The organism is Rhizobium rhizoryzae (genome assembly GCF_011046895.1).
Classification (GTDB): domain Bacteria; phylum Pseudomonadota; class Alphaproteobacteria; order Rhizobiales; family Rhizobiaceae; genus Neorhizobium; species Neorhizobium rhizoryzae.
Genome location: NZ_CP049248.1, coordinates 15,047 through 39,121 on the forward strand (window position 1 = coordinate 15,047; position 24,075 = coordinate 39,121).

The following is a 24,075-nucleotide window of genomic DNA, read 5'->3' on the forward strand; positions in this document are numbered from 1 at the left end:
CCATGCAACGCATCACGCTCGCCCCCGGCTACGAAATCTCTCGCGTCATCCGTGGCGGCTGGCAGCTGGCGGGCGGCCATGGAGACATCGACCGGACTACCGCCGTGGAGGACATGGTGGCCTTTGCCGATGCGGGCATCACCACCTTCGACTGCGCCGATATCTATACCGGCGTCGAGGAGCTCATCGGCCAGTTTCGCCTGCGCTATCGTGACTTGCGGGGAGAAGAGGCTCTCAGCCGTATCCGGGTGCACACCAAGTTCGTACCGGATCTCGCGGTGCTGCCCACGATCAGCAAGGCTTACGTGGAAGGCGTGATCGATACATCGCTGAAGCGCCTGAATCTCGAGACGCTGGATCTCGTGCAGTTCCACTGGTGGGCCTATGATATTCCCGGCTGGCTGGAAACGGCGGGCTGGCTGAAGGAACTTCAGGACGAAGGCAAGATCGGCAAGGTCAGCGCCACCAATTTCGACAGCGACCACATCGAGGCACTGTTCGAAGCAGGCATTCCGCTTACCTCCCTGCAATTGCAATATTCGCTGCTCGACCGGCGTCCGGAAAAGCGCATGGTCTCCCTGGCGCAAAACAAGGGCTTTGCGCTGTTCTGCTATGGTACGGTGGCAGGTGGTTTCCTCAGTGACAAATGGCTGGGCGTGACCGAGCCGGAGCATCCGCTGGAGAACCGCTCGCTCACCAAATACAAGCTGATCATCGACGATATCGGCGGCTGGGATCTGTTCCAGGCCCTGCTTGCCACGCTGCGTCGCATTGCTGACCGTCACCAGACGGATATCGCGACGGTTGCCAGCGCCGCCATGCTGAGAAAGCCGGGGGTTGCCGCCGTCATCGTCGGCGCGCGCAACCGCGACCACCTTCCCTCCAATCTCGCCATCTCGGACATCACGCTGTCGCAACAGGATCTCGCCGAGATTGATGGCGTGCTGGCACAAGCGCGCGCGCTGGACGGCGATGTCTATACGCTGGAGCGCGACCGTACCGGTCGGCACGGCAGCATCATGAAATACAATCTCAACAAAGGCCCCGATGAGGGCCGCAACAAAGGGGAATGAGATGAAAAGGGGAACGGAATTGAAAAAGCTGCAGATGAAGAAACTGGTCCTGGCCTCCACCATCCTGGCAGGACTGTCCGCAACGGCGCTGCCGGCAAACGCTGCCGATTGCGATGTCACGGTCGGCGTCGTCATGGAACTCACGGGCCCTGCCGGTGAGTATGGCAAGGCGGGCGCGAAATCCGTCGAGATGGCGTTTCGGGATTTCAACGAGGCGGGCGGCGCAAACGGCTGCAAACTCACGATGGATACGCGCGACAGCCAGAGCCAGGGCAATGTGGCCGTGGATCAGGCAACCCAGCTCGTCAACATCAAGAAAGTGCCGGTCATCATCGGCGGCATCATTTCGTCGGTGTCGATCCCGATCCTGACCTCCGTAACCGCCCCGGCGGGCGTGCCACAGGTTTCACCTGCCTCCTCTTCGCCGACGCTGACCGCATTGGGCCGAGACGGCAAGACCAATGGCGTATTCTTCCGCACCATCACGTCAGACGCGCTTCAGGGCACTGCGGCGGCAAAATATGCGCTGGATCAGGGCCTGAAAAAGATCGCCATCGTTCACGTCAACAATGATTTCGGCGTGAACCTGATGAAGGAGTTTTCCGCCGCCTATACCAAGCTCGGCGGCACCATTACCTCGACCACGCCCTATAACGAAAAACAGGCAAGCTATTCCTCCGAAGCAAGTGCCGCGATGAAGGGCGATCCTGAAGCCCTCTATCTCGTCAGCACGCCCGTGGATGGTGCAACGATTGCCCGCGCCTGGATCTCGGGCGGAGGTGCAGCCAAATTCCTGCTGAATGACGGAATGAACTCGAAGGACTTCATCGCAAGCGTCGGCGCACAGTATCTGAACGATGCCTATGGCACGTCTTCGGGCACCAAGCCGACGGCATCCACCGAATATTTCAACGCCAATTACGAGAAATTCTCCGGCGGCATCTCGCCCGGCGCGCCTGCCGCCGATCGATCCTACGATGCGGGTGCCATCGTAGCCCTTGCCATCGCCAAGGCCGGCTCAGCCGACAAGGCAGCCATCAAGGCAGCCATTCCGCAGGTGGTCGCCGAGGGCGGAACCCCGATCTATGCCGGGAAAGCGGAGTTCGAAAAGGCGCTGAAGCTCATCAAGGAAGGCAAGCCGATCAAATACGAAGGCGTGATCGGTCCCGTCTCCTTCGACAAATATGGCGATATCATCGGCCCCTTCCGTCTCTGGAAGATCAAGGACGGGGCAGTGACGACACTTGGCCAGATGAGCGCCGAAGAGGTCGGCACGATCAAGGCTTCGCTGACGAAGTAAACTTGCAAGAAGCGTCTCTGCAGGGGCTCATGCTCCTGCGGAAACGCTTGACACCACTCAGGCAGCCAGAGCGTGCGGCTGCGCCACAAGCATCGGCTTGCGCGACAGGCGCTGGCCCAGCGCAATCATCGGCGCTTCGATAAAACGATAGGTGAGCGCGCAAAACGCGATGATCGCCGCAAAGACGAAGACTATATAGACGGGCAGGCTCAGTTGCCGCAGCCAGCTTGCCTCATCGGTCTGCAGGATCGCCCAGTACAGCGTGTAGAACACGACCGGATGCATGAGATAGAGCGAATAGCTGATCTCACCCAGCCAGGAGAGCGGCCTCCAGGATAGGCCGCGCAGCACGAACAGCAGGAAAATGCCAAGCGCGATGGGATAGGGCAGCAGTAGCTTCAGGACACGCGCACTCGTGGCCTCGAAAACCACCGAGTGATAAAGCAGGGCCGCCGGTATGCCGAGGCAGACGAGCAGGCAGAGTGCGCCCAGGATGATACGGCCCGGCGACGATAACCGTCCATCCACGAGGCGGCGGATCGCGGCACCCAGAAACATCATGCTGATGAAGGCCACATCATGGGCGGGGATGGTCATGAGGTTGATGCTCTTGCCGCCGCCGATCTTCAGCAGCAGGTGGACCGGAATGATCAGCAGCACGGCGCCAAGAATGACCCGTTCCCGATCGAGCAGCTTCAGCGCAAACAGAAGCGCGCAGATGAGGTAGAAATAAAGCTCGATCTTCAGCGTCCAGTAAAGCCCGGAAATATCCTGATAGCCCAGCTTGTGCTGGATCATCGTCAGATTGAAGACGAGCGTCTGCCAATCCGCCTGCCTGTCATATAGCCACCACATGGTGACGAGACTGAGCGGTATGGAGACCCAGTAGAGCGGATAGAGCCGGAAGAAACGGCGGATGGCAAACTTGCGCAATCCCTCCACCCGCTCCCCCTTGAGGCTCGAGGGAATGAGAAAGCCGCTGATCAGAAAGAAGACCAGAACTCCGGTTCGGCCGAAATCAAGCGTTACTGGTACAGTATGCAGCCATGACGAAGCCTGATTGCCAAGCTGCGAAAATATTTCCGCCACATGCAGCCAGATGACAAGGCACGCCGCGATGGCGCGCAAGCCGTCAATATTTTCAAAACGACCTGACTTGCCCAACCGTCCTGTCCCCAACCTGCCTTCAGCTCCCCTGCTGAGAGGATGATGACAGAGCTTTAGCACAGGATTGCTGTCGCGAGAGGGCTCAGAGCCAGCAGTCGTCGACGATTACAATCTTGTTGCCCAACGACAACAAGATGAGGAGGGAAGCTTGCCCCTGAATGCGAAAAACCCCCGGATTGCTCCGGGGGTTCCTCTGTCCAATCCGAGAGGGATTAGGAAAGTGTCAAATCTGCTGCAGTGAAGTTAGCAGCAGTTGCGCCGACGATCTTAATAGCAAGATCGGTTCCAGCATTGAAGTTGCCGTCCTTGTTCGCGTCGACGTAAACCATCTCTGTACCTGCGTTCAGAACTACGCGACCGGTACCGGAGAAGAAGCCAGCAATATCACCAGCAGGCGTAACTGCCGTCGATCCAACGGTTGTATCAGCACCAAGAGCGAACGACTTAACATCCAACTTGTCGGCAGTAAATTCAAAGCCGTTGACAGTCGTCATTTTGTTGATTGTCGAGACGTTTGCACTGGTGAACACAAGCGAATCAGCCTTGCCTGCGGTCGCACCAAGCGTGACAGTGTTCGTGCCGTTGCTGGATACAGAGATAGCAACGCCTTCAGTCGGATCCGTGCCGGTAGCGAGATCGAGAACCAGATTGCCCTTCAGGCCAGAAGCGTCAAACTTGGTAAGCGCGCTGAAATTCGCTGCGGCATTGTCACCAACAGTGAGTGTATCAGCTTCACCTGTCACAACGATAGACTTAGTGTTCGTGAGAACAACCGCGCCAAGCGTGGAAACGTTGCCCGTCGTGGTAGTGTCATTAGAAACAACTACATTCAGGTTCTCAATGCCGAGGACAGACAAAGTCTCGCCAGCGGTCAGCACGGCTTCTTGAACTGCCAAAGTAGCAGTGTCATTGCTACCTGTTACGTTAGCAAAGGTGAACGTCGCATCGTCAGCAATCGCACCCTTAACGCCCACAGTAGTAGCAACATTCACGCCAGAAATTTCCAGCTCACCTACAGAAGCGCTGTTCCAAACAGCCTTGACGCCTGTAGATGCGCTCAGGTCAAGCGTGGACTTCGTTGCTGCAGTAAGGTCAGTGATGTTGAGCGTCTCAACATTTTTGATCACCGGAGTGATCGAAACGTTATTCAGGCTTGCGTTAAGCGTGTCGTTGCCAGCGCCGCCATCAATAATATCTGTTGTTTCGAGAGCATTCACAGTGAGGTTTGCGCGAATGGTATCGTCATTAGCAGTCGTCTTAAGTGCAAACGACGTCTGATCAGGCGAAACGACATCTGCCGTTGCCGCCGTCAGCGTAATGATAGAACCCGGCTGACCCGTGGAACCAGAACCGCTAGCCGAAACCATAGCAGCAACAGCCGTATCAACTGCAGCAGCTGTCGGAACAGTCGTCGTAACGCCCGTTACGAAAGCGCGGCCCTGAGCAGCAGCAGCCAGACCGGAGTATGCTACAACTTCAGAACCCGTGTCGAGTGCCTTGGTGTAGAGGTCGGCAGCAGCGATCTTGTTGTTGGAGACCGTGCGGTCGTTGCCCTGGGCACCATCAAGGATCGCGATTGCGATGTTGTTGATGTTGAGCGAGCCGTTTGCCAGCGCGTTGGAGAAGAAGTTCAGGCCAGTCAGGTCCGCATCGCGGCCGAACAGGGACTGATAGATCGAGTTGATGATCTGAACGTTGTTCAGGCCGGAGAAGCGAGCCTGGTACTCAGGCGAAGCAGCAAGATTGCCGATCGCATTGAGGTTCGCACCGTTGTTCGTGACGGAGTTGAAGTAGCTGAGGCCTGTCGGGTCAGCCGGACGGCCGAACAGCGCGACATATACGCCCTGAATAGTTGCCATAGTGAAATTCCTCTCGATTGGATGACCAATGTTTCGGTCGAGCCAAGAGGTATAGCGATCCACTCAACAGGTCAATAACTCACTATACGAATTTCGCTAAAATTTCTCGTCTTTGGTGTATGATACTGAATCATAACATCTTTTTTCGCGCTAAAATCGGGCATATTCGGAAATGATATGCGCATATTAGAGTCTTTTCGCATTTTTTTCCTCTTTGTGACGCACAGTCGGCTCTTTTGCGGTTTACACAAGTCAATGATTCACTATATAAGAGGCACTGTAACAGGGCGCGCTGGGCAGCGGCGCCCGAGGGGCCGGGATAGTCATGCACTCACAGTTGGAAAATGTGTCGACCAAGGATGAAGCAGCCGCACTACGGCGCGAAGCGGGTTCCTGGCTGAAGGAAAGACGCGAAGCCGTGGGCCTCAGCCAGCGGGAACTCGCCGTCAAGGTCGGCATCGAATACTATACATTTATCTCGCAGATCGAGGCAGGCCGCGGCCGGGTTCCGGCAGAGCGCTACGAGGCCTATGCCAATGCGCTGGGCATCAATCCGCGTGAGTTCACGCTGATCATGCTGAGCTATAACGAGCCGGCAATCTACCGCCTGCTGCAGATGAGCGCCAAGCCGGAAGCGGCGCCTGCGCCTGAGAAAAGCGGCTCCGTGATCGTGGATCTGGAAAAGCGCCTCTCCATGCTTGAGTCCATGCTCATCAAGTAACAACAGGTATAGCGGCGGCACATCACCATGCCGCTGCGCCGAACTCCCCGATCACCCACTCCTGTATGCGTCGCTGGCAAGCGGGATCCAGATCCGGCGGCAGCTCTGCCATCGAAAAGAAGCGCCCCTCGATGATTTCGAAGTTGCGGCTGAAGCCATCCGGTTGCGACACCTGCGCGGTGAACAGCACGATATGCTCCCGCCGTGAACCTTCGACATTCAGGTAGACATATTTCAGGACAGGCTTGCCGAGGATCTGGAGATTGCCCTCCTCCCTCAGCTCGGCAGCAAGCGCCTCCTCCACGCTCACACCATTATCGACCCCGCCGCCCGGCAGATGCCAGCCCGGTGTGTAGCTATGCCGGACGAGATAGATCCGGTTTTCCGCATCGGTGCAGATGGCCCGGACCGACAGGATTTTTCCGCTGAAAAATGAATAGTGTAGCCGCAAGATCTTCGAGAAGAGACGGCTGACGGCGGAAGCGAGATGCAATTTCATGGCGCTCTGATATCTTGGATTCTGCTGCGATGCACGTTTATCCTGGCGGATCTTGCGAAGAGGGAACGAAGATGGCGTCCTATAATCTGGCCGGCCCCAAATGGGGCGATGCGACCTATGGCACAAGTGGCGGCCAGATTACGTGGAGTTTTGCGGCGCAAAGCTGGGGCGGGTTCAACTTCAAGCCCATAACCGACACTGCCTATCAGCAATTGGTACGCGATGCCTTTGCTGCCTGGTCTACCGTCGCCAATATCAGCTTCGTTGAAATCCCCGATGGGACATCGGCAAAACTGCGGATCGGCTGGGATCAGATCGATGGTCCGGGCAAGACGCTTGGCGAGGCAAGCTGGCAGGCAATATCGACCAACAATGTCAACTTCTCGATTTCTGGCGCCGAGATCCGCTTTGATACGGCTGAAAGCTGGTCCACCAACAAGAATACGACGACCGCTGGTCCGCTTTCCAATTTCTACACCACGGCCCTTCACGAGATTGGCCATGCGATCGGCCTTGGCCATACCGATGACAAAAGCCAGATCATGTATGCGCTCGCCAATGATCAGGTGACCCTGAACACCGGGGATATAGCGGGCGCGCAGGTCCTGTATGGCGCCGCACCCCTACGCGGTTTTGTTGCCACCAATGGCAATGACACTTTCACGCTGACAACCGGCAATGACGTGATCGACGGCCTTGCAGGAACAGATACCGCCATCTTTGCGGCAAGCCGCGCCCAGATCAATGTCACAAAGTCCGGCGCTACAATCACGGCTACGGGGCAAGGCACGGACCAGCTGACGAATATCGAACGCCTTCAGTTCAATGACGGAACGTTGGCCTTTGACACTACCGGCAATGCCGGTCAGGTCTATCGCCTCTACAAGGCCGCGCTCGACCGTACGCCGGATCAGTCCGGTCTGGGTTACTGGATCAAGCAACTGGATGCGGGCAAGGGCGATATCGTCTGGATGTCAGCCAATTTCATCGATTCCGCGGAGTTCAAGGCCACCTATGGCACGCCGCAAACGGTGAACAACACGGCTTTCGTCAATCTGGTCTACAAGAACGTGCTGGGACGATCGCCGGATGCTGCGGGCTTCAGCTTCTGGGAGGGCAAGCTGACGGGTGGCTATCAACGCGAAAAGCTGATGGCAGACTTTTCCGAAAGCACCGAAAACCAGACGAATGTGGCGACCGCCATCAAGGACGGGATCTGGTACGTATAGTCTGGTATGTGTAAATTACGCCACATATGCAAATAACACGTGCAGAAACGACAACTTACCCTTCATCGCCTTGAGGCTTCGGATTGCCAGATGACGCAATTTGGCATAGTGATTTAGACCTTGCACTGCTGCTTCGAAGGCGGCACGGACAGCAATGAGTAAAACAGAGAACGGATTGCATGCGGATTCTGCCTTTCCCGACCAAGAACGCCCGCAAGCCCGCACCCCAGATTGCGGACTGGTCACAGCAGGAAATTGCAGATTTTTACCGCGCACACCGACTTCTGGCCGAAAATGGCGCGGCGATCGGCATTGATCGTGGCCTGAGCGATATCGGCGAACCATGGCTCGTTTTCTTCGACCAAAGCTCACAGGATGTTTTCCTGCATGTGGCGCGTATCGATGATCGCTGCCATCTGATCTGCGATCCGCTGAACCTGCGGATCTCTGCGGCCAACATTGCCGCGTTGATCATGGAATTCGAGGCTGCCGTCCGGACCTCGCTCTCCATTCGCTCCGAGCGTGCGAAGAACGTCGTCATCCACCCGGCGGCACGCATCATCATGTCGATCTCCGCTATCTTCCTGCTGTTCAAGCTGGAAAACAGCGAAGCCCAGGCCAAGGGTCTGGCCGACAAGGTTTCCGTTGCCGGTGATGCCACGGGCCCGGCCCGGCTGATCGACAAATCCAGCGCGGCCTTTGCGCGCGCTCAAAACGCGTTTGCGCGTGCTTTCGATAGCGTGGATGCGCCTGCCAATGCCGCACTTCTGGCCGGTGTCATCCTGGCTGGCGAATTGGCCACGACACTTGATGCCAATACCAAGGTACTGGCGACAGAAACGGAAAAGACCGTTGTCCTGCCGCATGCCGAGGATGCCCCTGCTCTTCAGCTGCTTGAAGGGTCCGAGCAGCACAAGATGCTTGTTCCGCAGACCGAAACTGCAGTGCATGTGCAGTCCTCTGCCCGCACACAGCCGGTTACCGAAGTACTTCAGGCGGCGAAAAACAACGGCGAAACGGCCCATGCCCTGACGCAGCCGCAACAGGTTATCCTGAAGGAGGCCGCGCCTGTCTCCAATAATCCGGTGGTCGAGCAACATTCGAACCTGCATACGGAAGTCAGCAATCAGGACGTGGTGATCAAATCATCCGAGCCGATGGCACGGACGGCTGACCCCGAAGCGGAAAGTACGCCGGTGACCAGCAGCAACGGGCTGAAGGCGCTGGCAGACGAGACCATCAAGACCGGCGGTATTCTGTTCAATTATAAACCGACGAGCTCGAACACGCCGGTCAAGGACGCTGCGCCGGAGGCCGCAAAGCCCGTCATAGAAGCGCCATTTACAGTCTCAATCAACACATTGGACGAGTTGACAACCAAAGCCGGCTTCGTTTTGAAGACGAGCGTTGACATCATCAAGTCATCTATGGTGCAGGATTTTCTCACCAAGCAGATGGGTCAGTACTCGTTTGAATGGCAAAGCGGAAAATTGCTGTTTGAGCAGGCCAATGTGGATGGTTTGAAGGCCAGCGAACTTGGTATCTGGACAAACGTGGCAGCCGACCAGAGCACCGTTACCATCGTAGGCAAAGCTGCCGTGATCGACGACATCATGCATTTCTTCAGCTGAGGCCTCCGGACCTCAGTGCTTTCTGATCTAGCATCCTGCTTTTCCAGACTTCGCCACATCACGATAGATCTGCGCATATGCGGCTGTCATGCAGTTTGCGGTGAACATCGCCTCATACCGCAACCGTGCCGCCGCGCCATAACGGGCACATAAGGCCTCATCCTGCCAAAGCACCTGCATGGCGGAAGCCAAGGCCTGCGGATCGGCAGGCGCAATCGTTATTCCCGTCTCACCGTTGAGGTTCACATAGCTGGTGCCGGTCCCGATTTCGCAGGAAATCATCGGCTTGGCCGCCATGGCAGCCTCGACTAGCGAGAGACCGAAAGCTTCGGATCGCAAATGCGAGGGAAAGACGAGCGCACGGCAGAGCGAAAACAGCGCCGTCTTGTCGATATCCTCCAGCGGCCCGAGAAAATGAAGGTTGCTCAAGCCATCGGCTGCGGCGCGGTTACGAAACTCTTCTTCCGCACCACCCCCGCCAATCACCACGATCGGCAACTGCGTGCGCTTTGCGGCTTCATAGAGAATGTGTATTCCCTTGTAATAGCGCAGCACGCCGACGAAGAGAAAGAAACCGCCCGGAAAACGCTGACGCCAATGCTCTGTTCGCGCCGAATCAGCGGCGGGATAATCTGCTTCGGCCAGGCCAAGCGGCACCACCTGCACCTTGTCGCGATGGCGCTGAAGCACCGGGCTGGAGGCCAGATAATTCGGTGACGTGGCGATGATTCGATCTGCTCGCGCCAGAAACCGGTGCATCAGCGGGCTGTAAAGCTTCAAGAGCAGCTTCTGCTTCACGATATCGGAATGATAGGTCACCACCACCGGCTTGCCATGCGGCACCACCATTTCCACCATATCCATGAAGGGCCAGGGGAAATGATAGTTGATGACATCGGCTTCTTTCGCCAGTCGCCGGAACGCGCCGAAGGCCTCGCGGGAAAAGCCGGTCGATGCAACATCGAGATCGCATTTCACCTGCGTCACACGATGATCGTCGAATTCAAATGGCTCAGGCTTCGGGGATGGGCTCAATGACAGAACATCCGCCTCGATGCCATGCGCGCGGCACCCTTTCGCCAGGGCGTGAATGGTTCGCTCTACACCGCCAAATGTGTCAGGCCAGTAGGTTTTGAAGAAATGAAGAACGCGCATCGGGTTTTCCGGACCAATCAGGAAACCTCTTTTGCCGGTTCGCCGCGGCGGGAGCAAGGCGTCTTGGCCAAAACGCAAAACGGCGACCGAATGGCCGCCGCTGAATGCAAGAATACCAACCGAACTTATTCGCCGAGACGCGCCTCGAGACGGCGCAGCCGCTCCTCGAGATCAGAGATGGAAGCCGCCTTGGCTTCAACCTCTTCCTTTGGTTCCTCCAGAAGGCGGAAAATGATCGGGTCGTTATAACGCAGCATGGTCATCGTGAAGTCGCGTGGGGAAACGCGCAAAGCCGCGGAATAGGCTTCATAACGTTCCGCCGGGACACGGCCACGGCCAGCTTCGATCTGCGAAATGAAGGTATAGTATTCGATACCGACGCGTGCCGCGAGTTCGCGCTGGCTCAAGCCCGCCGCCTCGCGTTTTTCCTTCAGCCAGGCGCCGCCTTCGCGCCGTAGGGCAACGGTGTCGTCCCGGCTCAAAACCTGCTGAACTTGCGAACTCATCGGCGCTGTACCCTTCGGAATAAGTGAAGCATACACAAGGCGTGTATCTGTTCTCACTCTATAGTGCGAATGCTTAACTTTTGTAAAGCGCAAATCATATGGGAGAGCCATATTTTTGCCGGAAGGCTTAAAGCATCCCTTTGAAAGGCCGTAAAAAGGCGCAAAAATAAGCCTTAAAGCGAATAGATAGCCGCGATAATCGCCTGGAGTTGCAAAACGACGTGAAAAAATACAGCAATCACTATAGCAGCTTATTGACCAACGACTGCACTGCGTATAGCAATCACTACCGACCACCAAATCGGTCGTTCCAATCTCGAGAGGAATTCTACAATGGCAACTATTCAGGGCGTATATCTCGCGCTGTTCGGCCGTCCGGCTGACCCGACGGGTCTCTCCTACTTCAACTCCGTCACCAACAATGGCGCGAACCTGAACGCGATCGGTAACCTGGCTACGCAGCCTGAGTACCTGAACCGCTTCACTGGCCAGTCCAATGTTCAGATCATCAACTCGATCTACCAGTCGCTGTTCGGCCGCGATGCTGACGTAACGGGTCTGACGTTCTTCTCGAACGCTTTGGCCGCTGGTCGTCTGACGATCAACACGATTGCAATCAACATTCTGGACGGCGCAACGGGCTCTGACCTGACGACCGTCAACAACAAGATTGCTGCTGCAAACCTGTTCACGGCTTCTCTGGACACCGGTCCGGAAATCGTTGGTTACTCCGGTACGGCTGCTGGCGACGCTGGCCGCGCCTTTATCGCTGGCGTGACGACCACTGTTCCGACGCAGGCTGCTGTCGATCTGGCCATTGCCAACATCGTCAACAACCCGGCTCCGTCGACCACGACGGCCCTGACGACCGGCGTAGACAACTTCCCGGGCACAGCTGGCAACGACCTGTTCACCGGCTTGAAGGCTGCTGCGAACGCGACCCTCACGTCTGCAGACACCATCAACGGTGGCGCTGGTACCGATACACTGAACATCACCGTCAGCGAAGCTGGTGACGTTCTGGCTGGCGCACAGGTCTCCAACATCGAAGTTGTTGGCATCCGTGCAATCGCTAACACGGCCAACGAACTCAGCGCGACAGGCCTGACGAACGTCGTCCTGACGGGCACCAACACAAGCACCACTGCCCTGACGAACCTTGCCAATGGTGCAACGGTGACCGTAGGCTCTGGTGCCAACCTGACTGGTGCAATCACTGCTGGTTACGTTGCTGCTGCGACGACTGCCAATATTGCTTATGCAGGCGGCACATCTGGCGACCTGACTGCAAACGGCGCTACTGCTTTCACAACTGCTAACATCACATCCACGGGTGCAGCGAACACTGCTGCCAACATCAATGTGGGTGCCGCAACCACCATCAATATCAATGCAACGACAAACTTCACTGCTACGTCGATTGCAACGACAGGCACGAACTCGACGCTGAAGGTTTCCGGCGCAGCTGAAGCTGTCAACGTTGGCGCGCTCGACTCTGACCTGCGCACGATTGATGCTTCTGGCCTCACCGCAGGTGGCCTGACGGCAACGCTTTCCAACGCTGCACAGGTTGTGACCGGTGGCGCTGGCAACGACGTCATCAGCACGGGTGGCCAGGGACTCCTGACCGGCTCCGTAAACGCTGGCGCTGGCACGGCTGACCGTCTCGTTCTGACGGCAACCGCTGACCTCGACACCGCTGCAAAGGGCGCAAAGTACACCAACTTTGAAGTTCTGCAGGTTTCAGATAACACCTCTGGTAACCTGGACAACATCGCTGGTATCACGGCTATCCGCATTAACGATAGCAACAATGCTGGCGGTACGGCTGTTACCAACCTGACGGCAGCACAGGCTGGCGCAATCACGGTTCTTGCTGGTAACGCGACCGGTGCGATCACCATCGGTGTCAAGGGTGCAGAAGGCGTTGGCCAGATCGACACAGTGAAGATCGACGCTAACGACGGTGCAGCAACTGTTGGTACGATTGCCCTTGGCAAGATCGCTATGGCCGGCGTTGAAAACCTCGAGTTGACCGCAACTGAGAACATTTCAATCACTGACCTCACAGCCTCTCCGGCTCTATCCAGCATCGTTCTGAAGGGCGCAGGCACGATCGGCATCACCACTGAAGCTCTGGCAACAGTGAATGCTCACATTGATGGTTCCGCTGCAACCGGTGTGCAGACGATCGATGCAACCAACTTTGCAACGAACGGCATCAAGATCACCACTGGTTCCGCAGCTGACGTGATCACCGGTTCTGGCCAGGCTGACAACATCACTGCCGGCGCAGGTAACGACACTGTAAACGGTGGTGCAGGTAACGACACCATCCTCGGTGGCGATGGCAACGACGGGATCACCGGTGGCGCTGGCGCTGACACGCTGACGGGTGGCGCAGGTGTTGACACATTCGTTTACACGACTCTGGCACACTCTCTCGTAGCTGGTGCAGACCGTATCACCGATTTTGTCGCCGGTACGGACAAGATCGACGTGACAACTGTTCCTGCTGCTATTTTGCAGGGTACAGCCTACACGGCAGCTGGCACGGGCACGCTTGCAACTGACATCGCGACAGCTCTTACGGCTGGCGGCGGTACCCTTGCAGCAGACGGTGCAGCAGTCGTCACGATCACTGGTACAGGCGCTGGTACCTACCTGATCCTGAACAACGGCACTGCAGGTTACGTGGCTGCTGACGACGCTGTCGTCAACATCACTGGCCTGACGGGCACGCTCACAGTCTCCGACTTCGTCTAAGACTTGCAAATCGAAAATGAACGGGGAGAGCTAAGCTCTCCCCGTTTCTGTTTTTATGGCTCAATTCGCCAGATAAAGGTTGAAATATATTTCGAATTGGAATGAGGATAAGCTATCCATAGAATTTCATGACTAGACTAGAGATCATCTTTTTAGGGAACACCTCAATTAAAATGACATCATCGCAATGGTCCTCCGGCTACGTCACCGACATTACCTATACGCACGGCTATTATAACGAGCTGAACATTCAGCGCGCGCGGCTTGCTCTCATCCACGCAGGTTATGCTGCGCCGGACATCATGAATGCCTGCGAACTGGGTTTTGGCCAGGGCATCAGCATTGCCATGCATGCGGCGGCGACGGAGGCCCGTTGGGCCGGAACGGATTTCAACCCTACCCAGGCTTTGCATGCGCAGGGGCTTGCTCGCGCCGCAGGCGCCGATGCAGATTTGTCTGATCACGCCTTTGCCGAGTTTTGCGGACGGGAGGATCTGCCAGAGTTCGATTTCATCGGCCTTCACGGTATCTGGACCTGGATTTCCGATGAGAACCGCGCAGTGATCGTGGATTTCGTCCGTCGCAAGCTGAAGGTCGGCGGCATTCTCTACATCAGCTACAACACCCAGCCCGGCTGGGCGGCGGCGGCCCCCTTGCGCCATCTGATGACAGAAATTGGCGCCAACCTCATTTCACCCGCTGGCGGCAGCACGGCCCGGGTCGAGGGTGCGCTGGACTTCGTCGACAGGATTTTTGCGACCAATCCCAACTATCTCAAGGCCAATCCTGCTATCAAGGAGCGCTTCGAGGGTATCAAGAAGCAAGGCCGTTCCTACCTCGCGCATGAATATTTCAATCGTGACTGGCATCCCATGTATGTGGCGGACATGGCCCGCTGGCTTGGCTCCGCAAAGATGAGTTTCGCGGCCTCCGCCCATCTGCCGGACAGTGTCGACAACATCAACCTGACGCCCGAACAGCAGGCTCTGCTGAAAGACATTCCGGACCCCATCCTGCGTGAAACCGTGCGCGATTACTGCATGAACCAGCAGTTCCGGCGCGATCTCTGGGTCAAGGGTGCGCGTCGCCTCACCCCGCTTGAGAAGGTGGAGGCCTTGCAGACGCTTCGCTTCATTCTCACCATGCCACGCGTTAAAGTGCCGATGTCGGTTGCCGGTGCTTTGGGTGGCGCCGGTCTGTCCGAGGCGGTCTGTACGCCACTGCTCGATCTGATGGCGGACTTCAAGATCCGCAGCATTGCAGAGATCGAGGTTGCATTGAAGGGAGTGGTCAATTTCGACCAGCTGGTTCAGGCAACCATTCTGTTGACCTCTCTCGGTGCCCTTGCTCCCGTGCAGGATGCAGCCACGATCTCCAAGGCCAGGAAGCGGACCGAAAAGCTGAACCTGCACCTGATGGCAAGCGCTCGCAGCAGCGGCGACATTGCCTATCTCGCCTCACCGGTCACCGGCGGCGGCATTCAGGTAACTCGGTTCAATCAGCTGTTTTGCTTCGCCCTTAAACAGGGCCGCAAGACGCCGGCAGACTGGGTGAACTTCGTCTATCAATGGCTGACCGCCCAAGGTCAAAGGCTATTGAAAGAAGGCCGTATTCTGGAAACGGAAGAGGAAAATCGCGCTGAACTGTTGCGCCAGGCTGAAGAGTTCAACGCGGGTCTGCTGCCGGTGCTGAAAGCGTTAGAGATTGCGTAGCCGATACAACAACCGCCGCAACAGCTATTCCCATGGTTAATACAAGGTATTATTATCCCTTAAATTCCACCTAATAAACTGAAATATATATCAAATTTTATTCAGTACTGTCCGTTTTATCAACAGAAACGGACGGTACAAAGTCATGGCAAGTGTTGTTGCAAATAGTGCTACAGGGTCTGCAGTCATCGACAACCTTCTGACTTCGGCCCGGTGGGCGGGTAACAGCATCACCTTTGGCTTCACGACATCGGCCAGCCAGTACAGCACTTCTTACGGTTATGGAGAAACCACCAAAGGTTTTCAGGCCCTGACGAGCACGCAGGCTTCCGCAGCGCGTGACGCTCTCTCCAGCTGGGCCGAGCTGATCAATCTGAAGATTACTGAAACATCCGGCTCAGCAGCGGTCATCAAGATCGCCGCATCTTCTGTTCCCGCAACCGCCTGGGCCTATACCCCCGGTACCAGCACAGAAGCCGGAGACGTGTGGATGGGGACGTCGAAGAACTATTATAACAACCCCGTCGATGGAAACTATGCCAAGTTGACCATCCTGCATGAGATTGGCCATGCCCTTGGTCTTAATCATCCTCATCAACCGGTCATTGGTTCTGGGGGAAGCGGCTATATTGCAGACGATGGTACCGGCAATGCAGTCTGCCCCTGCTGCGGCGGCATGATCCATGGTGAAGGCGTCGGCTTCGAAGCATCGGCAGGTGCGGCACCACAAGCCGGTGCTGGAAGCACTCTCGATTTCGGCACCAATGGCACTTACAGCGCGATCGATGCCATGGCCTACACGGTCATGAGCTACTCCTCCTATGCCGGTGATGGTCGTGGAGGCTATACCAATGGCACCTGGGATTATGCCCAGTCTCCCATGATCCGCGACATTGCAACGATCCAGCATCTTTACGGTGCCAATTACGAAACACGGGCCGGCAACACCGCTTATTCCTGGAGTGCCACGACAGGCGAAAAGTTCATCAACGGGATTGGACAGGGCGCACCAGGCGGCAACAAGGTATTCGAAACCATCTGGGATGGCGGCGGCCGCGATACGATTGATCTTTCCAACTATGCAAGCAAGCTGACGATTGATCTCGCTCCCGGCGGCTGGATCAATTTCGGCAACTCCCAGGTCGCCAACCTCGGTGCAGGGCAGACTGCTCCCGGCAACGTCGCCATGTCCCTGCTCTTTGAGGGCGATCAGCGTTCGCTCATCGAAAACGCTATCGGTGGTTCGGGCAACGATCTGATCAATGGCAATGTTGCCGATAACGCTCTGATTGGTGGCGCAGGCGATGACCGGATCGAAGGGATTAGCGGCCACAACATTCTGGCGGGCGGCACCATCGGGAACGAGCTTTCCTATCTCGGTCTCGATCGCGGCGCCTATATCTCATTTGCTCCCTCCATCAACGGCAATGACGGCAATGACACGCTCGTCGGCGGTTCCGGCAACGATATCTTCGTCGTTCAGACAGGCAATGACACCGTGCAGGGCAATGGCGGCATCAATACACTTGTGCTGGACACGACGCTGGCAGCCCTGAAGATTGCCGGTTCTGTGACGAACTTCGTCGTCGGCTACGGCGACTTCAAGATCACCACCAGCGATATTGATTTCCTGGCAACAAAGGATGGCATCTTTGCCGTTGCCGGTTCGGATGCAGGCGTGGACTCAGCCAAGGCAGCCGCTTTGCGCCAGGACATCACGCTCGTCTACAATGCAGGCCTCGACCGCGCCATCGATACGTCGGGCCTCGCCTACTGGTCCAATATGCTCAGCAATGGTGGTTCGCTGCGCGATCTTGCAAACGGCATCATCAGCGCCGATGAGTTTGCCAAGCTGTTCGGAAATCCAAAGAGCATGAGCGATACAGCTTTTGTCGAAGTTCTCTACAAGAACGTTCTGGATCGTGCTGGTGAAGCAGGCGGCATCGGATACTGGGTCAATACGCTCGCCAGCGGCACGAACAGCCGTGCAGATGTTCTGGTCGGCTTCTCCCTCAGCGCCGAAAACAAGACGGCCGTCGCATCGCACAGCAATGGTCAGGCAGATGCAACGACACCGAGCGTCGACCTGGTGGCCGTCACGCAAGACCATTGGCAGGGAATGTGGGCCTGATTGAACGCGGGACGCATGTAGCATCCCGTCCTGTTCAGTCCGCTCTCACTTAAGGCGAAAGCAGATCCGGCTGCATCGTCGTCAGGCCGACGGTTTCGACCGCAATTTCTGAATAGGATGCCGAAGGCCAGGTAAGATCCGAAGCTGAAGATTCATGCGAGAGGAATTCCATCAGCGGCGATTTTGATGTCTGTCCGGCCAGTGCAATTGTCACGACCTGTGAACCTGTGTTTCCGGCAGCATCCGTCGCAGTGATTGTAAAGCTCGCAACTTCCTTGTCACTGAGATAGCCGGACTTTTGCAGGCTGATAGCACCCGTGTTCCGGTCTATCGAAAAGGCCGCAGCATCCTGACCGGAAATCCCCCAGGTATTGAACTCGATATTGTTGATTGTCGCAGCCTTGAGGATCATGGATCCCGTCGTCGGTTCCGCAGACAGTTTTACAAGATCAGAAGAGGTGAAAACGAGAACGACCTTTTCTCCGTCGAAAGGCTTTTGTCCTTCATTCTGCGAAAGCTTGAGAATGATCTCGTCAATCGTGGCGGCGTTGGGTTGTTTGGCTGCTGTGACTCCTGAGAGGAGATTACGACCAACGAGCGCGGCCGAGCTACCTGCATAGGATTGCTGCTCCAGTGGCAGATCAAGGCTTCCGGTGAATAGATCCGCAGCAGCAAGCTTGGAATTTGCCATGGACAGGTCACTGCCCTGGGCACCATCCAGCATGGCGACAGCGAGCGTGGTTCGATCGTAATGGCCAGATTGCAGTTGCGAGAGCCAGTAGTTCAACCCTGCCGTTTCGGGTGCACGCCCGAACACGGTCTGATACAGCAAGGCAACGGCACCCTTGTCAGAAAGACCGGAATAACGAGCCTGAAATTCACTCTGTGCGGATAATGCCGAGAGACCACTCCAATCGCTGCCGCCCTTTGTCACCATGGACAGATAGGCAAGCCCCGCAGGGTCCGCCGGTCTGCCAAAGAGCGCAACAAAAACGCCTTGTACCGTTGCCAAGAGAGAAATTCCTTGTCCGCAGTTGTATCTGGACTGTCAGGATCTCTCATGCCACGCAATGGCATTGTTAACCAAAGGTAAACTTTTCAAATGGTTAACCACGCTAGAGTAAAGTGAAATTTCAATCAGCCCGTTTCGCTGACAGATCCTCAGTTGGGATAACTGCTGGCACACATCTTGCGAAAATGGTTTCAACGCCACAGCGTAGGCATTCTGCGGGCGTAAAGACGCTCATCGGCCTGCGAAAACCGTTCCATAGCCGCCTGCGATAGGGTAGAGCCCCTTAGCGAACCATGATTGACTGCAGGAGCTGACGGGCAATGTCCGACCATACGCCGACGATTGACGAGATTCTGGCCCGTGTGCGTGCCGAGACCGCGGCTGTCGCGGTAGAAGAAGCACCACCAACCGGCCGTCGTCAGGGGCTTGGCACCATTCCCCTCGTGCAGGAACCGGATGACGGCGAGAAGATACCGCTCGGTAGGCCCTTCTATACGATCGAGGAATTCGCAGCCCTCGATGACGAAGATTTCCTGCGCAATGCCTATCGTGTCGTTCTGGGCCGTGACATCGATGGTGTCGGCCGCAGTTATTATTTGCCAGCCCTTCGCCAGGGTCACATCACGGTCGTGCGGGTGCTGAGCGCGCTTTCGCGCTCTGCGGAGGGCAAGGTGCGCGGCGTGAAGATCCGCTGGCTGCTGCCCGCAGCGGTGCTGGACCGTCTGGCCGGGCTGCCGGTCATCGGCAAGATATTTGAACCCTTCATGCGGTTTCTGGTGCGCTCGACCACCAATCGGCGTCTCTCTCTTCTGTCTGAACGGCACACGGCGCTGATCCACGAAATCAACAGCACGCTGTCGGCCATCCGCAAGAACCAGACGATCCACGATGCCAACCAGTCCTTCCTGGAATCGGCACAATCCGCCGTCGAAAAACGCATGACGATGACGGAATACCGGGCCGCCGACGCGCGCGCCGATGCGGAAGCATCCAAGGACAAGGCCATTGCCTCGCTGTCTGAAATCCGCTCCATCCGTCAGGAAATCGTGGCACAGCGCGCTGCCGTGAACGCCCTGATCGCGGATGCCCGTGCAAAACTCCCGGCAGAGCATCAGGACGTCGTCACCCAGCTGGAAGACGCATCGCTGGATTCGCTCTACGTGGCCTTCGAGAACCGCTTCCGTGGCTCGACAAGTGAGATCCTGCGTCGTTCGGAACGCTATCTGCCGATCTTCAGGACCAACAAGCCGATCGCGGCTGGCGGCGTGGTGCTTGATATCGGCTGCGGCCGTGGCGAGTTTCTGTCTCTCCTGAAACGCAACAATATCGCAACGCGCGGCATAGACCTTAACGGCGCCATGGTTCAGGAAGCCAAGGCGCTCGATCTCGATGTGCTGGAAGGTGATGCGATTGCCTATCTGCGGTCGCTTCCCGACAACAGCCTGGCTGCCATCACCGGCTTCCATATCGTGGAGCATATCAGCTTCAAGGAACTGGTCAGCCTGTTCGACACGGCAAATCGCGTGCTGATGCCGGGCGGCCTTGTGCTGTTTGAGACGCCAAACCCGGAAAACCTTGTCGTTGGCGCCTGCACCTTCAACTACGACCCGACGCACAACAAGCCGCTTCCGCCGGATTACCTGCGCTTCATTGCCGAAGCACGCGGCTTCACCAATGCCCGTATTGTCCGCAAGGATGAGGATTGCGATCTCTCGCAGCCGGAAAGCGGGTTCGAACCGCAAGAGGTCAATGACTGGTTCCGCCAGCCGGCCGACTATGCGCTCTATGCGGAAAAGCCCGCAGCTGAAACGGTCGAGAACGGTCAACACTGATGCGCGTGGGAATTGCCACAGTTCATACACCCGGCATTTACGGCGGGGCCGAGTTTCTCGTGGACGGTCTGGTGGAAGCGGTACGCGCCGCAGGCCATAGCGTTCACAAGATCTCGATGCCTTTCTACTTCGAACCTGTTGATGCCGCCGCCCACACCATGGATCAAGCGCTGGGCGCCAACTACCTGCCCTTTAATGGCGGGCGCATCGATCGCATGATCTGCCTTAAATTTCCGGCCTATATGCTGCGCCATCCCGACAAGCGTGTCTGGCTGCTCCATCAACACCGTGCGGCTTATGATCTCTACGGTACGCCCTATGGCTGGCTGCCGGGCAAGCCGGAAACCGACGCGCTGCGCGAAGACATCATTGCAGGCGACAATGAAAGCCTTGGCGGTATCGAGCCGGGATCGGCACGCGCTGTCTTCACGATTGCCGAGCGCGTCTGCCAGCGTCTGCGCGATTTCAACAAGATCGAGTCCAAGGCGCTTTATCACCCGCCTGCCAACTGGGAAGAATTCCGCTGCGAGGAAGCGCTGCCCTACATCTTCGTGCCCAGTCGCCTGGAAGGCTTGAAGCGGCAGGATCTGATGCTGAAGGCGCTCGCTGCCTGCAAGACGCCGATCAATGCGGTTTTTGCCGGTTCCGGCGGCATGCGCAGCCAATTGGAATCCATGACGGCGCAACTGGGTCTGAGCGATCGCGTGCGTTTCGTCGGCGCCATCAGCCGTGAGGATATGCTCAACCTCTATGCCCATGCCTCCGCCGTCTTCTTCGGCCCGCTGGATGAGGATTATGGCTATGTAACACTGGAAGCCATGCTCTCCGGTAAGCCAGTGATTACCTGCCGCGATTCCGGCGGACCGCTGGAATTCGTCGTAAATAATGAGACCGGCTTTGTGACCGAACCGGACCCGACAGACATTGCCGCAGCTCTCGAAAAGCTGATGGCGGATACTGCCTTGGCCAAGCGTCTGGGCCAGAACGGCCGCGCCCGCTATGAGGCTCTCAACATTACCTGGTCGCATGTGGTGGAAACGCTGCTGCAGGATCTGCCGCCTCTGCCGCCCCCGCATAAGAAGGATATCCTTCTATGAAGATCGCTCTCATTACGCCGCATCCGGTTCCGCTGGCGCTGGGTGGCGCGGAAAACCTCTGGTGGGGTCTGCAACAGCATTTCGAAGAGCATACGGAGCACCGCTGCGATATTGTTTCGGTCATGTCGCCTGAGAGCAGCTTCTGGGATCTGGTTTCCTCCTATGAAACCTTCTCCAAACTCGATCTCTCAGCTTACGACTGTGTGATCTCCGGCAAATATCCCGGCTGGATGGTGAAGCATCCGAACCATATCTGCTACATGCTGCACCGGCTGCGCGGACTGTACGACACCTATCCGATGAGCCAGCATCACCCGGCTGTGCTGAAGCATCCGAAGCTTGGCAATCTGGCGGACTGGCTGGAAGAAGGCATAACGAACCCGGATCCGGACCAGATCCCGGAACTGTTCGATCGCCTTCGCGCCTTGCGGGATGCGGATCTGCCACCGGATGTCCTGGCATTTCCGGGCGCCTTCAGCCGCGCCGTCATCCATTTTCTCGACAATGCCGCGCTTTCGCCTATGCGCATGCAACGCTATACGGCGATTTCCGGAACGGTCGCGCGCCGCAAGAGCTATTTTCCGCCTGACATGCCGGTAGACGTGCTCTATCCGCCACCGCACCGGGATAACTATAGCTGCGGCAAGAGTAGCTACTTCTTCACCAGCAGCCGTCTGGACCGGCCCAAGCGCATTGATCTTCTGATCGAAGCCATGAAATCGGTCAAAGGCGACATTCCGCTGTTGATCGCCGGCACAGGTCCGGATGAAGCACGCCTGAAGGCGATCGCCGGCGATGATCCGCGCATTCGCTTCCTTGGCTATGTTCCGGATGACGATATGCCGGGACTTTATGCCGATGCGCGTGCCGTGCCCTTCATTCCGGTCGATGAGGATTATGGCCTCATCACCATCGAGGCGATGAAAAGCGGTAAGCCTGTCCTGACAGTCGTCGATAGCGGCGGCCCCTGTGAATTTGTTCAGCACGGAAAAACCGGCTTCATCTGCCAGCCGCAACCGGCTGCACTGGCCGAATGGCTGAACCGCCTGGCGACAAACGAAGACGAAGCCATTGCCATGGGCAAGGCGGCTGAAGCGAAAGTTTCCACCATCAACTGGGCGACCGTAGCCAAGGGACTGCTGGAAATTGCGGCCCCTCAAGCCCGCACGCGTGTCATTCGTCCAAAGATTACCGTGGCCACGACCTTCAAGGTCTATCCGCCGATGAATGGCGGCCAGTCCCGGGTCTTCCATCTCTATCGCAATCTGGCGAAGACCTTTGACGTCGATCTGGTGACGCTTGGCGCCACCACTGATGTGCGCCACGAGGCCGAGATCGCACCGGGCCTGATGGAAATCACCATTCCACGCACCGATGCCCATGCGGAAGCGGAATATGAAGTATCGAAGCGGGTTGACCACAAGCCCGTCAGCGATATCACCGCCAATGCGCTGCTGGGGCTGACGCCGGACTATACGGAAGCGCTGAAGCTTTCCGCCATGACCAGCCGCATCGTTATTGCCTGCCACCCCTTCATGGTGGACTGGCTGAAGCGGGCCGCGCCGGGCAAACCCTTCTGGTACGAAGCGCAAGACGTCGAACGCACGCTGAAGGCCGCCGTGTTCGGTGATCTGCCGGAAGCAGGCTCCCTGCTGCGCGAAGTGGAACTGGCAGAACGCGAATGCTGGATCACGGCAGAACGCGTCTTTGCCTGCGCCAATCGCGATCTGGAAGCACTGGAACAGATCTATGGTCCGACCCGTGCACGCCTGTCAGAAGTTCCGAACGGCGTTTCGCTGGAAAACGTGCCCTACACCTCGCTTGAGGAGCGTCGCCGCCTGCAGGCGGTTGGCGGCATTGGGGGGCAGCAGCTCGCCATCTTCATGGGAAGCTGGCACGGCCCCAATCTAGAAGCCGTGGAAGACCTGATCGTTGAAGCGCCCCGTTGTCCGGATACGCGTTTCATCATTCTCGGAAGCGTCTGCATGCCGTTCAAGGATCGAAAGCTGCCCGTCAATATGGAGATGATGGGCGCGGTCGACATGGAAACGCGCGATCTCATGCTGTCGATTGCGGATGTCGCGCTGAACCCGATGCGGTCCGGCACAGGCACGAACCTGAAGATGCTGGATTACATGGCCGCCGGCGTGCCGGTAATTTCCACGGAATTCGGTGCGCGCGGATTGAACATTACCGACAGGGAACATTACTTCCGTTCTTCCACCAGTGATCTGCATGCAGCACTTGCGGCTATCAGGGAAACCAGCGAGGCAGATCTTGAACGGCTGATCCTTGCGGCGCGGGCCCGTGTCGAAGACGAATATTCCTGGGCGGTCATTGCCGATCGCTTCCTCGAGGAAATTCGCGGCGACATCTGAAATCGAT

General features: G+C 57.1%; 17 protein-coding genes. 11 read left to right on the forward strand and 6 right to left on the reverse strand.

The genetic code is table 11. The features are described from left to right. Positions 1 to 2 precede the first annotated feature (2 nt). Both G6N80_RS00405 and G6N80_RS00410 read left to right on the forward strand, forming a co-directional pair. Entirely contained in the window at positions 3 to 1,073 is a 1,071-nt protein-coding gene (locus tag G6N80_RS00405) for an aldo/keto reductase (protein ID WP_165130439.1), read from the forward strand. A gap of 34 nt (positions 1,074 to 1,107) precedes the next feature. Continuing rightward, positions 1,108 to 2,373 carry an ABC transporter substrate-binding protein gene (locus G6N80_RS00410; RefSeq protein WP_165130591.1) on the forward strand — a complete coding sequence of 422 codons (1,266 nt, stop codon included), beginning with the start codon at positions 1,108 to 1,110 and terminating at the stop codon, positions 2,371 to 2,373. Positions 2,374 to 2,430: 57 nt separating this feature from the next. Here the strand turns inward: G6N80_RS00410 and G6N80_RS00415 are convergent, their stop codons facing one another. Beyond that, positions 2,431 to 3,537 (reverse strand): acyltransferase family protein, encoded by a 1,107-nt coding sequence (locus G6N80_RS00415; protein WP_165130441.1) that lies wholly within the window; start codon positions 3,535 to 3,537, stop codon positions 2,431 to 2,433. Positions 3,538 to 3,752: 215 nt separating this feature from the next. Then, positions 3,753 to 5,399, reverse strand: coding sequence for a DUF4214 domain-containing protein (locus tag G6N80_RS00420; RefSeq protein WP_165130443.1), 1,647 nt, complete (start codon positions 5,397 to 5,399; stop codon positions 3,753 to 3,755). A gap of 325 nt (positions 5,400 to 5,724) precedes the next feature. On the opposite strand from G6N80_RS00420, the gene G6N80_RS00425 reads away from it, so the two are divergent. Next, positions 5,725 to 6,120: a helix-turn-helix domain-containing protein gene (locus G6N80_RS00425; RefSeq protein WP_082547079.1), complete on the forward strand. Its 396-nt coding sequence runs from the start codon at positions 5,725 to 5,727 to the stop codon at positions 6,118 to 6,120. Between the two features lie 22 nt (positions 6,121 to 6,142). On the opposite strand, the gene G6N80_RS00430 is transcribed toward G6N80_RS00425, so the two are convergent. Next, positions 6,143 to 6,619: an NUDIX domain-containing protein gene (locus G6N80_RS00430; protein ID WP_165130445.1), complete on the reverse strand. Its 477-nt coding sequence runs from the start codon at positions 6,617 to 6,619 to the stop codon at positions 6,143 to 6,145. Between the two features lie 71 nt (positions 6,620 to 6,690). Here G6N80_RS00430 and G6N80_RS00435 point away from each other — a divergent pair, with 71 nt between their 5' ends. Together G6N80_RS00435 and G6N80_RS00440 are read left to right on the forward strand one after the other, a co-directional pair. Beyond that, positions 6,691 to 7,848 (forward strand): DUF4214 domain-containing protein, encoded by a 1,158-nt coding sequence (locus tag G6N80_RS00435; RefSeq protein ID WP_165130447.1) that lies wholly within the window; start codon positions 6,691 to 6,693, stop codon positions 7,846 to 7,848. Positions 7,849 to 8,027: 179 nt separating this feature from the next. Continuing rightward, entirely contained in the window at positions 8,028 to 9,479 is a 1,452-nt protein-coding gene (locus tag G6N80_RS00440; protein WP_165130449.1) for a hypothetical protein, read from the forward strand. Between the two features lie 27 nt (positions 9,480 to 9,506). Here G6N80_RS00440 and G6N80_RS00445 read toward each other — a convergent pair whose 3' ends face one another. Together G6N80_RS00445 and G6N80_RS00450 are read right to left on the reverse strand one after the other, a co-directional pair. Next, complete coding sequence (locus G6N80_RS00445; RefSeq protein ID WP_165130451.1) at positions 9,507 to 10,634, reverse strand: glycosyltransferase family 4 protein; 1,128 nt, start codon at positions 10,632 to 10,634, stop codon at positions 9,507 to 9,509. A gap of 125 nt (positions 10,635 to 10,759) precedes the next feature. Further along, positions 10,760 to 11,140 carry a helix-turn-helix domain-containing protein gene (locus G6N80_RS00450; RefSeq protein WP_165130453.1) on the reverse strand — a complete coding sequence of 127 codons (381 nt, stop codon included), beginning with the start codon at positions 11,138 to 11,140 and terminating at the stop codon, positions 10,760 to 10,762. A 333-nt stretch (positions 11,141 to 11,473) separates the two neighbouring features. Here G6N80_RS00450 and G6N80_RS23445 point away from each other — a divergent pair, with 333 nt between their 5' ends. The 3 genes from G6N80_RS23445 (at position 11,474) to G6N80_RS00465 (ending at position 17,749) form a co-directional block, all read left to right on the forward strand. Continuing rightward, entirely contained in the window at positions 11,474 to 13,906 is a 2,433-nt protein-coding gene (locus G6N80_RS23445) for a bluetail domain-containing putative surface protein (protein ID WP_165130455.1), read from the forward strand. Between the two features lie 173 nt (positions 13,907 to 14,079). After that, entirely contained in the window at positions 14,080 to 15,618 is a 1,539-nt protein-coding gene (locus tag G6N80_RS00460) for a class I SAM-dependent methyltransferase (RefSeq protein WP_165130457.1), read from the forward strand. Between the two features lie 145 nt (positions 15,619 to 15,763). Continuing rightward, the gene (locus G6N80_RS00465; protein WP_165130459.1) at positions 15,764 to 17,749 is read left to right on the forward strand and encodes a DUF4214 domain-containing protein; all 1,986 of its coding nucleotides are present in this window, start codon (positions 15,764 to 15,766) and stop codon (positions 17,747 to 17,749) included. Between the two features lie 49 nt (positions 17,750 to 17,798). Here the strand turns inward: G6N80_RS00465 and G6N80_RS00470 are convergent, their stop codons facing one another. After that, the gene (locus G6N80_RS00470; protein ID WP_165130461.1) at positions 17,799 to 18,761 is read right to left on the reverse strand and encodes a DUF4214 domain-containing protein; all 963 of its coding nucleotides are present in this window, start codon (positions 18,759 to 18,761) and stop codon (positions 17,799 to 17,801) included. 320 nt (positions 18,762 to 19,081) lie between these two features. On the opposite strand from G6N80_RS00470, the gene G6N80_RS00475 reads away from it, so the two are divergent. Genes G6N80_RS00475 through G6N80_RS00485 form a run of 3 tightly spaced genes read left to right on the forward strand, consistent with a single transcriptional unit; the run spans position 19,082 to position 24,068 of the window. After that, positions 19,082 to 20,593 (forward strand): methyltransferase domain-containing protein, encoded by a 1,512-nt coding sequence (locus tag G6N80_RS00475; RefSeq protein WP_165130463.1) that lies wholly within the window; start codon positions 19,082 to 19,084, stop codon positions 20,591 to 20,593. Then, the gene (locus G6N80_RS00480) at positions 20,593 to 21,690 is read left to right on the forward strand and encodes a glycosyltransferase family 4 protein (protein WP_165130465.1); all 1,098 of its coding nucleotides are present in this window, start codon (positions 20,593 to 20,595) and stop codon (positions 21,688 to 21,690) included. Before G6N80_RS00475 ends, G6N80_RS00480 begins: the two co-directional genes overlap by 1 nt. Further along, positions 21,687 to 24,068, forward strand: coding sequence for a glycosyltransferase family 4 protein (locus G6N80_RS00485; RefSeq protein ID WP_165130467.1), 2,382 nt, complete (start codon positions 21,687 to 21,689; stop codon positions 24,066 to 24,068). The genes G6N80_RS00480 and G6N80_RS00485 overlap by 4 nt, the downstream gene beginning before the upstream one ends. The last annotated feature ends 7 nt before the right edge of the window (positions 24,069 to 24,075 follow it).

Coding starts and splice junctions, on each gene's coding strand:
- G6N80_RS00405 (WP_165130439.1), top strand. CDS start 3: ATGCAACGCATCACGCTCGCCCCCGGCTACGAAATCTCTCGCGTCATC.
- G6N80_RS00410 (WP_165130591.1), top strand. CDS start 1,108: ATGAAGAAACTGGTCCTGGCCTCCACCATCCTGGCAGGACTGTCCGCA.
- G6N80_RS00420 (WP_165130443.1), bottom strand. CDS start 5,399: ATGGCAACTATTCAGGGCGTATATGTCGCGCTGTTCGGCCGTCCGGCT.
- G6N80_RS00425 (WP_082547079.1), top strand. CDS start 5,725: ATGCACTCACAGTTGGAAAATGTGTCGACCAAGGATGAAGCAGCCGCA.
- G6N80_RS00430 (WP_165130445.1), bottom strand. CDS start 6,619: ATGAAATTGCATCTCGCTTCCGCCGTCAGCCGTCTCTTCTCGAAGATC.
- G6N80_RS00435 (WP_165130447.1), top strand. CDS start 6,691: ATGGCGTCCTATAATCTGGCCGGCCCCAAATGGGGCGATGCGACCTAT.
- G6N80_RS00440 (WP_165130449.1), top strand. CDS start 8,028: ATGCGGATTCTGCCTTTCCCGACCAAGAACGCCCGCAAGCCCGCACCC.
- G6N80_RS00445 (WP_165130451.1), bottom strand. CDS start 10,634: ATGCGCGTTCTTCATTTCTTCAAAACCTACTGGCCTGACACATTTGGC.
- G6N80_RS00450 (WP_165130453.1), bottom strand. CDS start 11,140: ATGAGTTCGCAAGTTCAGCAGGTTTTGAGCCGGGACGACACCGTTGCC.
- G6N80_RS23445 (WP_165130455.1), top strand. CDS start 11,474: ATGGCAACTATTCAGGGCGTATATCTCGCGCTGTTCGGCCGTCCGGCT.
- G6N80_RS00460 (WP_165130457.1), top strand. CDS start 14,080: ATGACATCATCGCAATGGTCCTCCGGCTACGTCACCGACATTACCTAT.
- G6N80_RS00465 (WP_165130459.1), top strand. CDS start 15,764: ATGGCAAGTGTTGTTGCAAATAGTGCTACAGGGTCTGCAGTCATCGAC.
- G6N80_RS00475 (WP_165130463.1), top strand. CDS start 19,082: ATGTCCGACCATACGCCGACGATTGACGAGATTCTGGCCCGTGTGCGT.
- G6N80_RS00480 (WP_165130465.1), top strand. CDS start 20,593: ATGCGCGTGGGAATTGCCACAGTTCATACACCCGGCATTTACGGCGGG.
- G6N80_RS00485 (WP_165130467.1), top strand. CDS start 21,687: ATGAAGATCGCTCTCATTACGCCGCATCCGGTTCCGCTGGCGCTGGGT.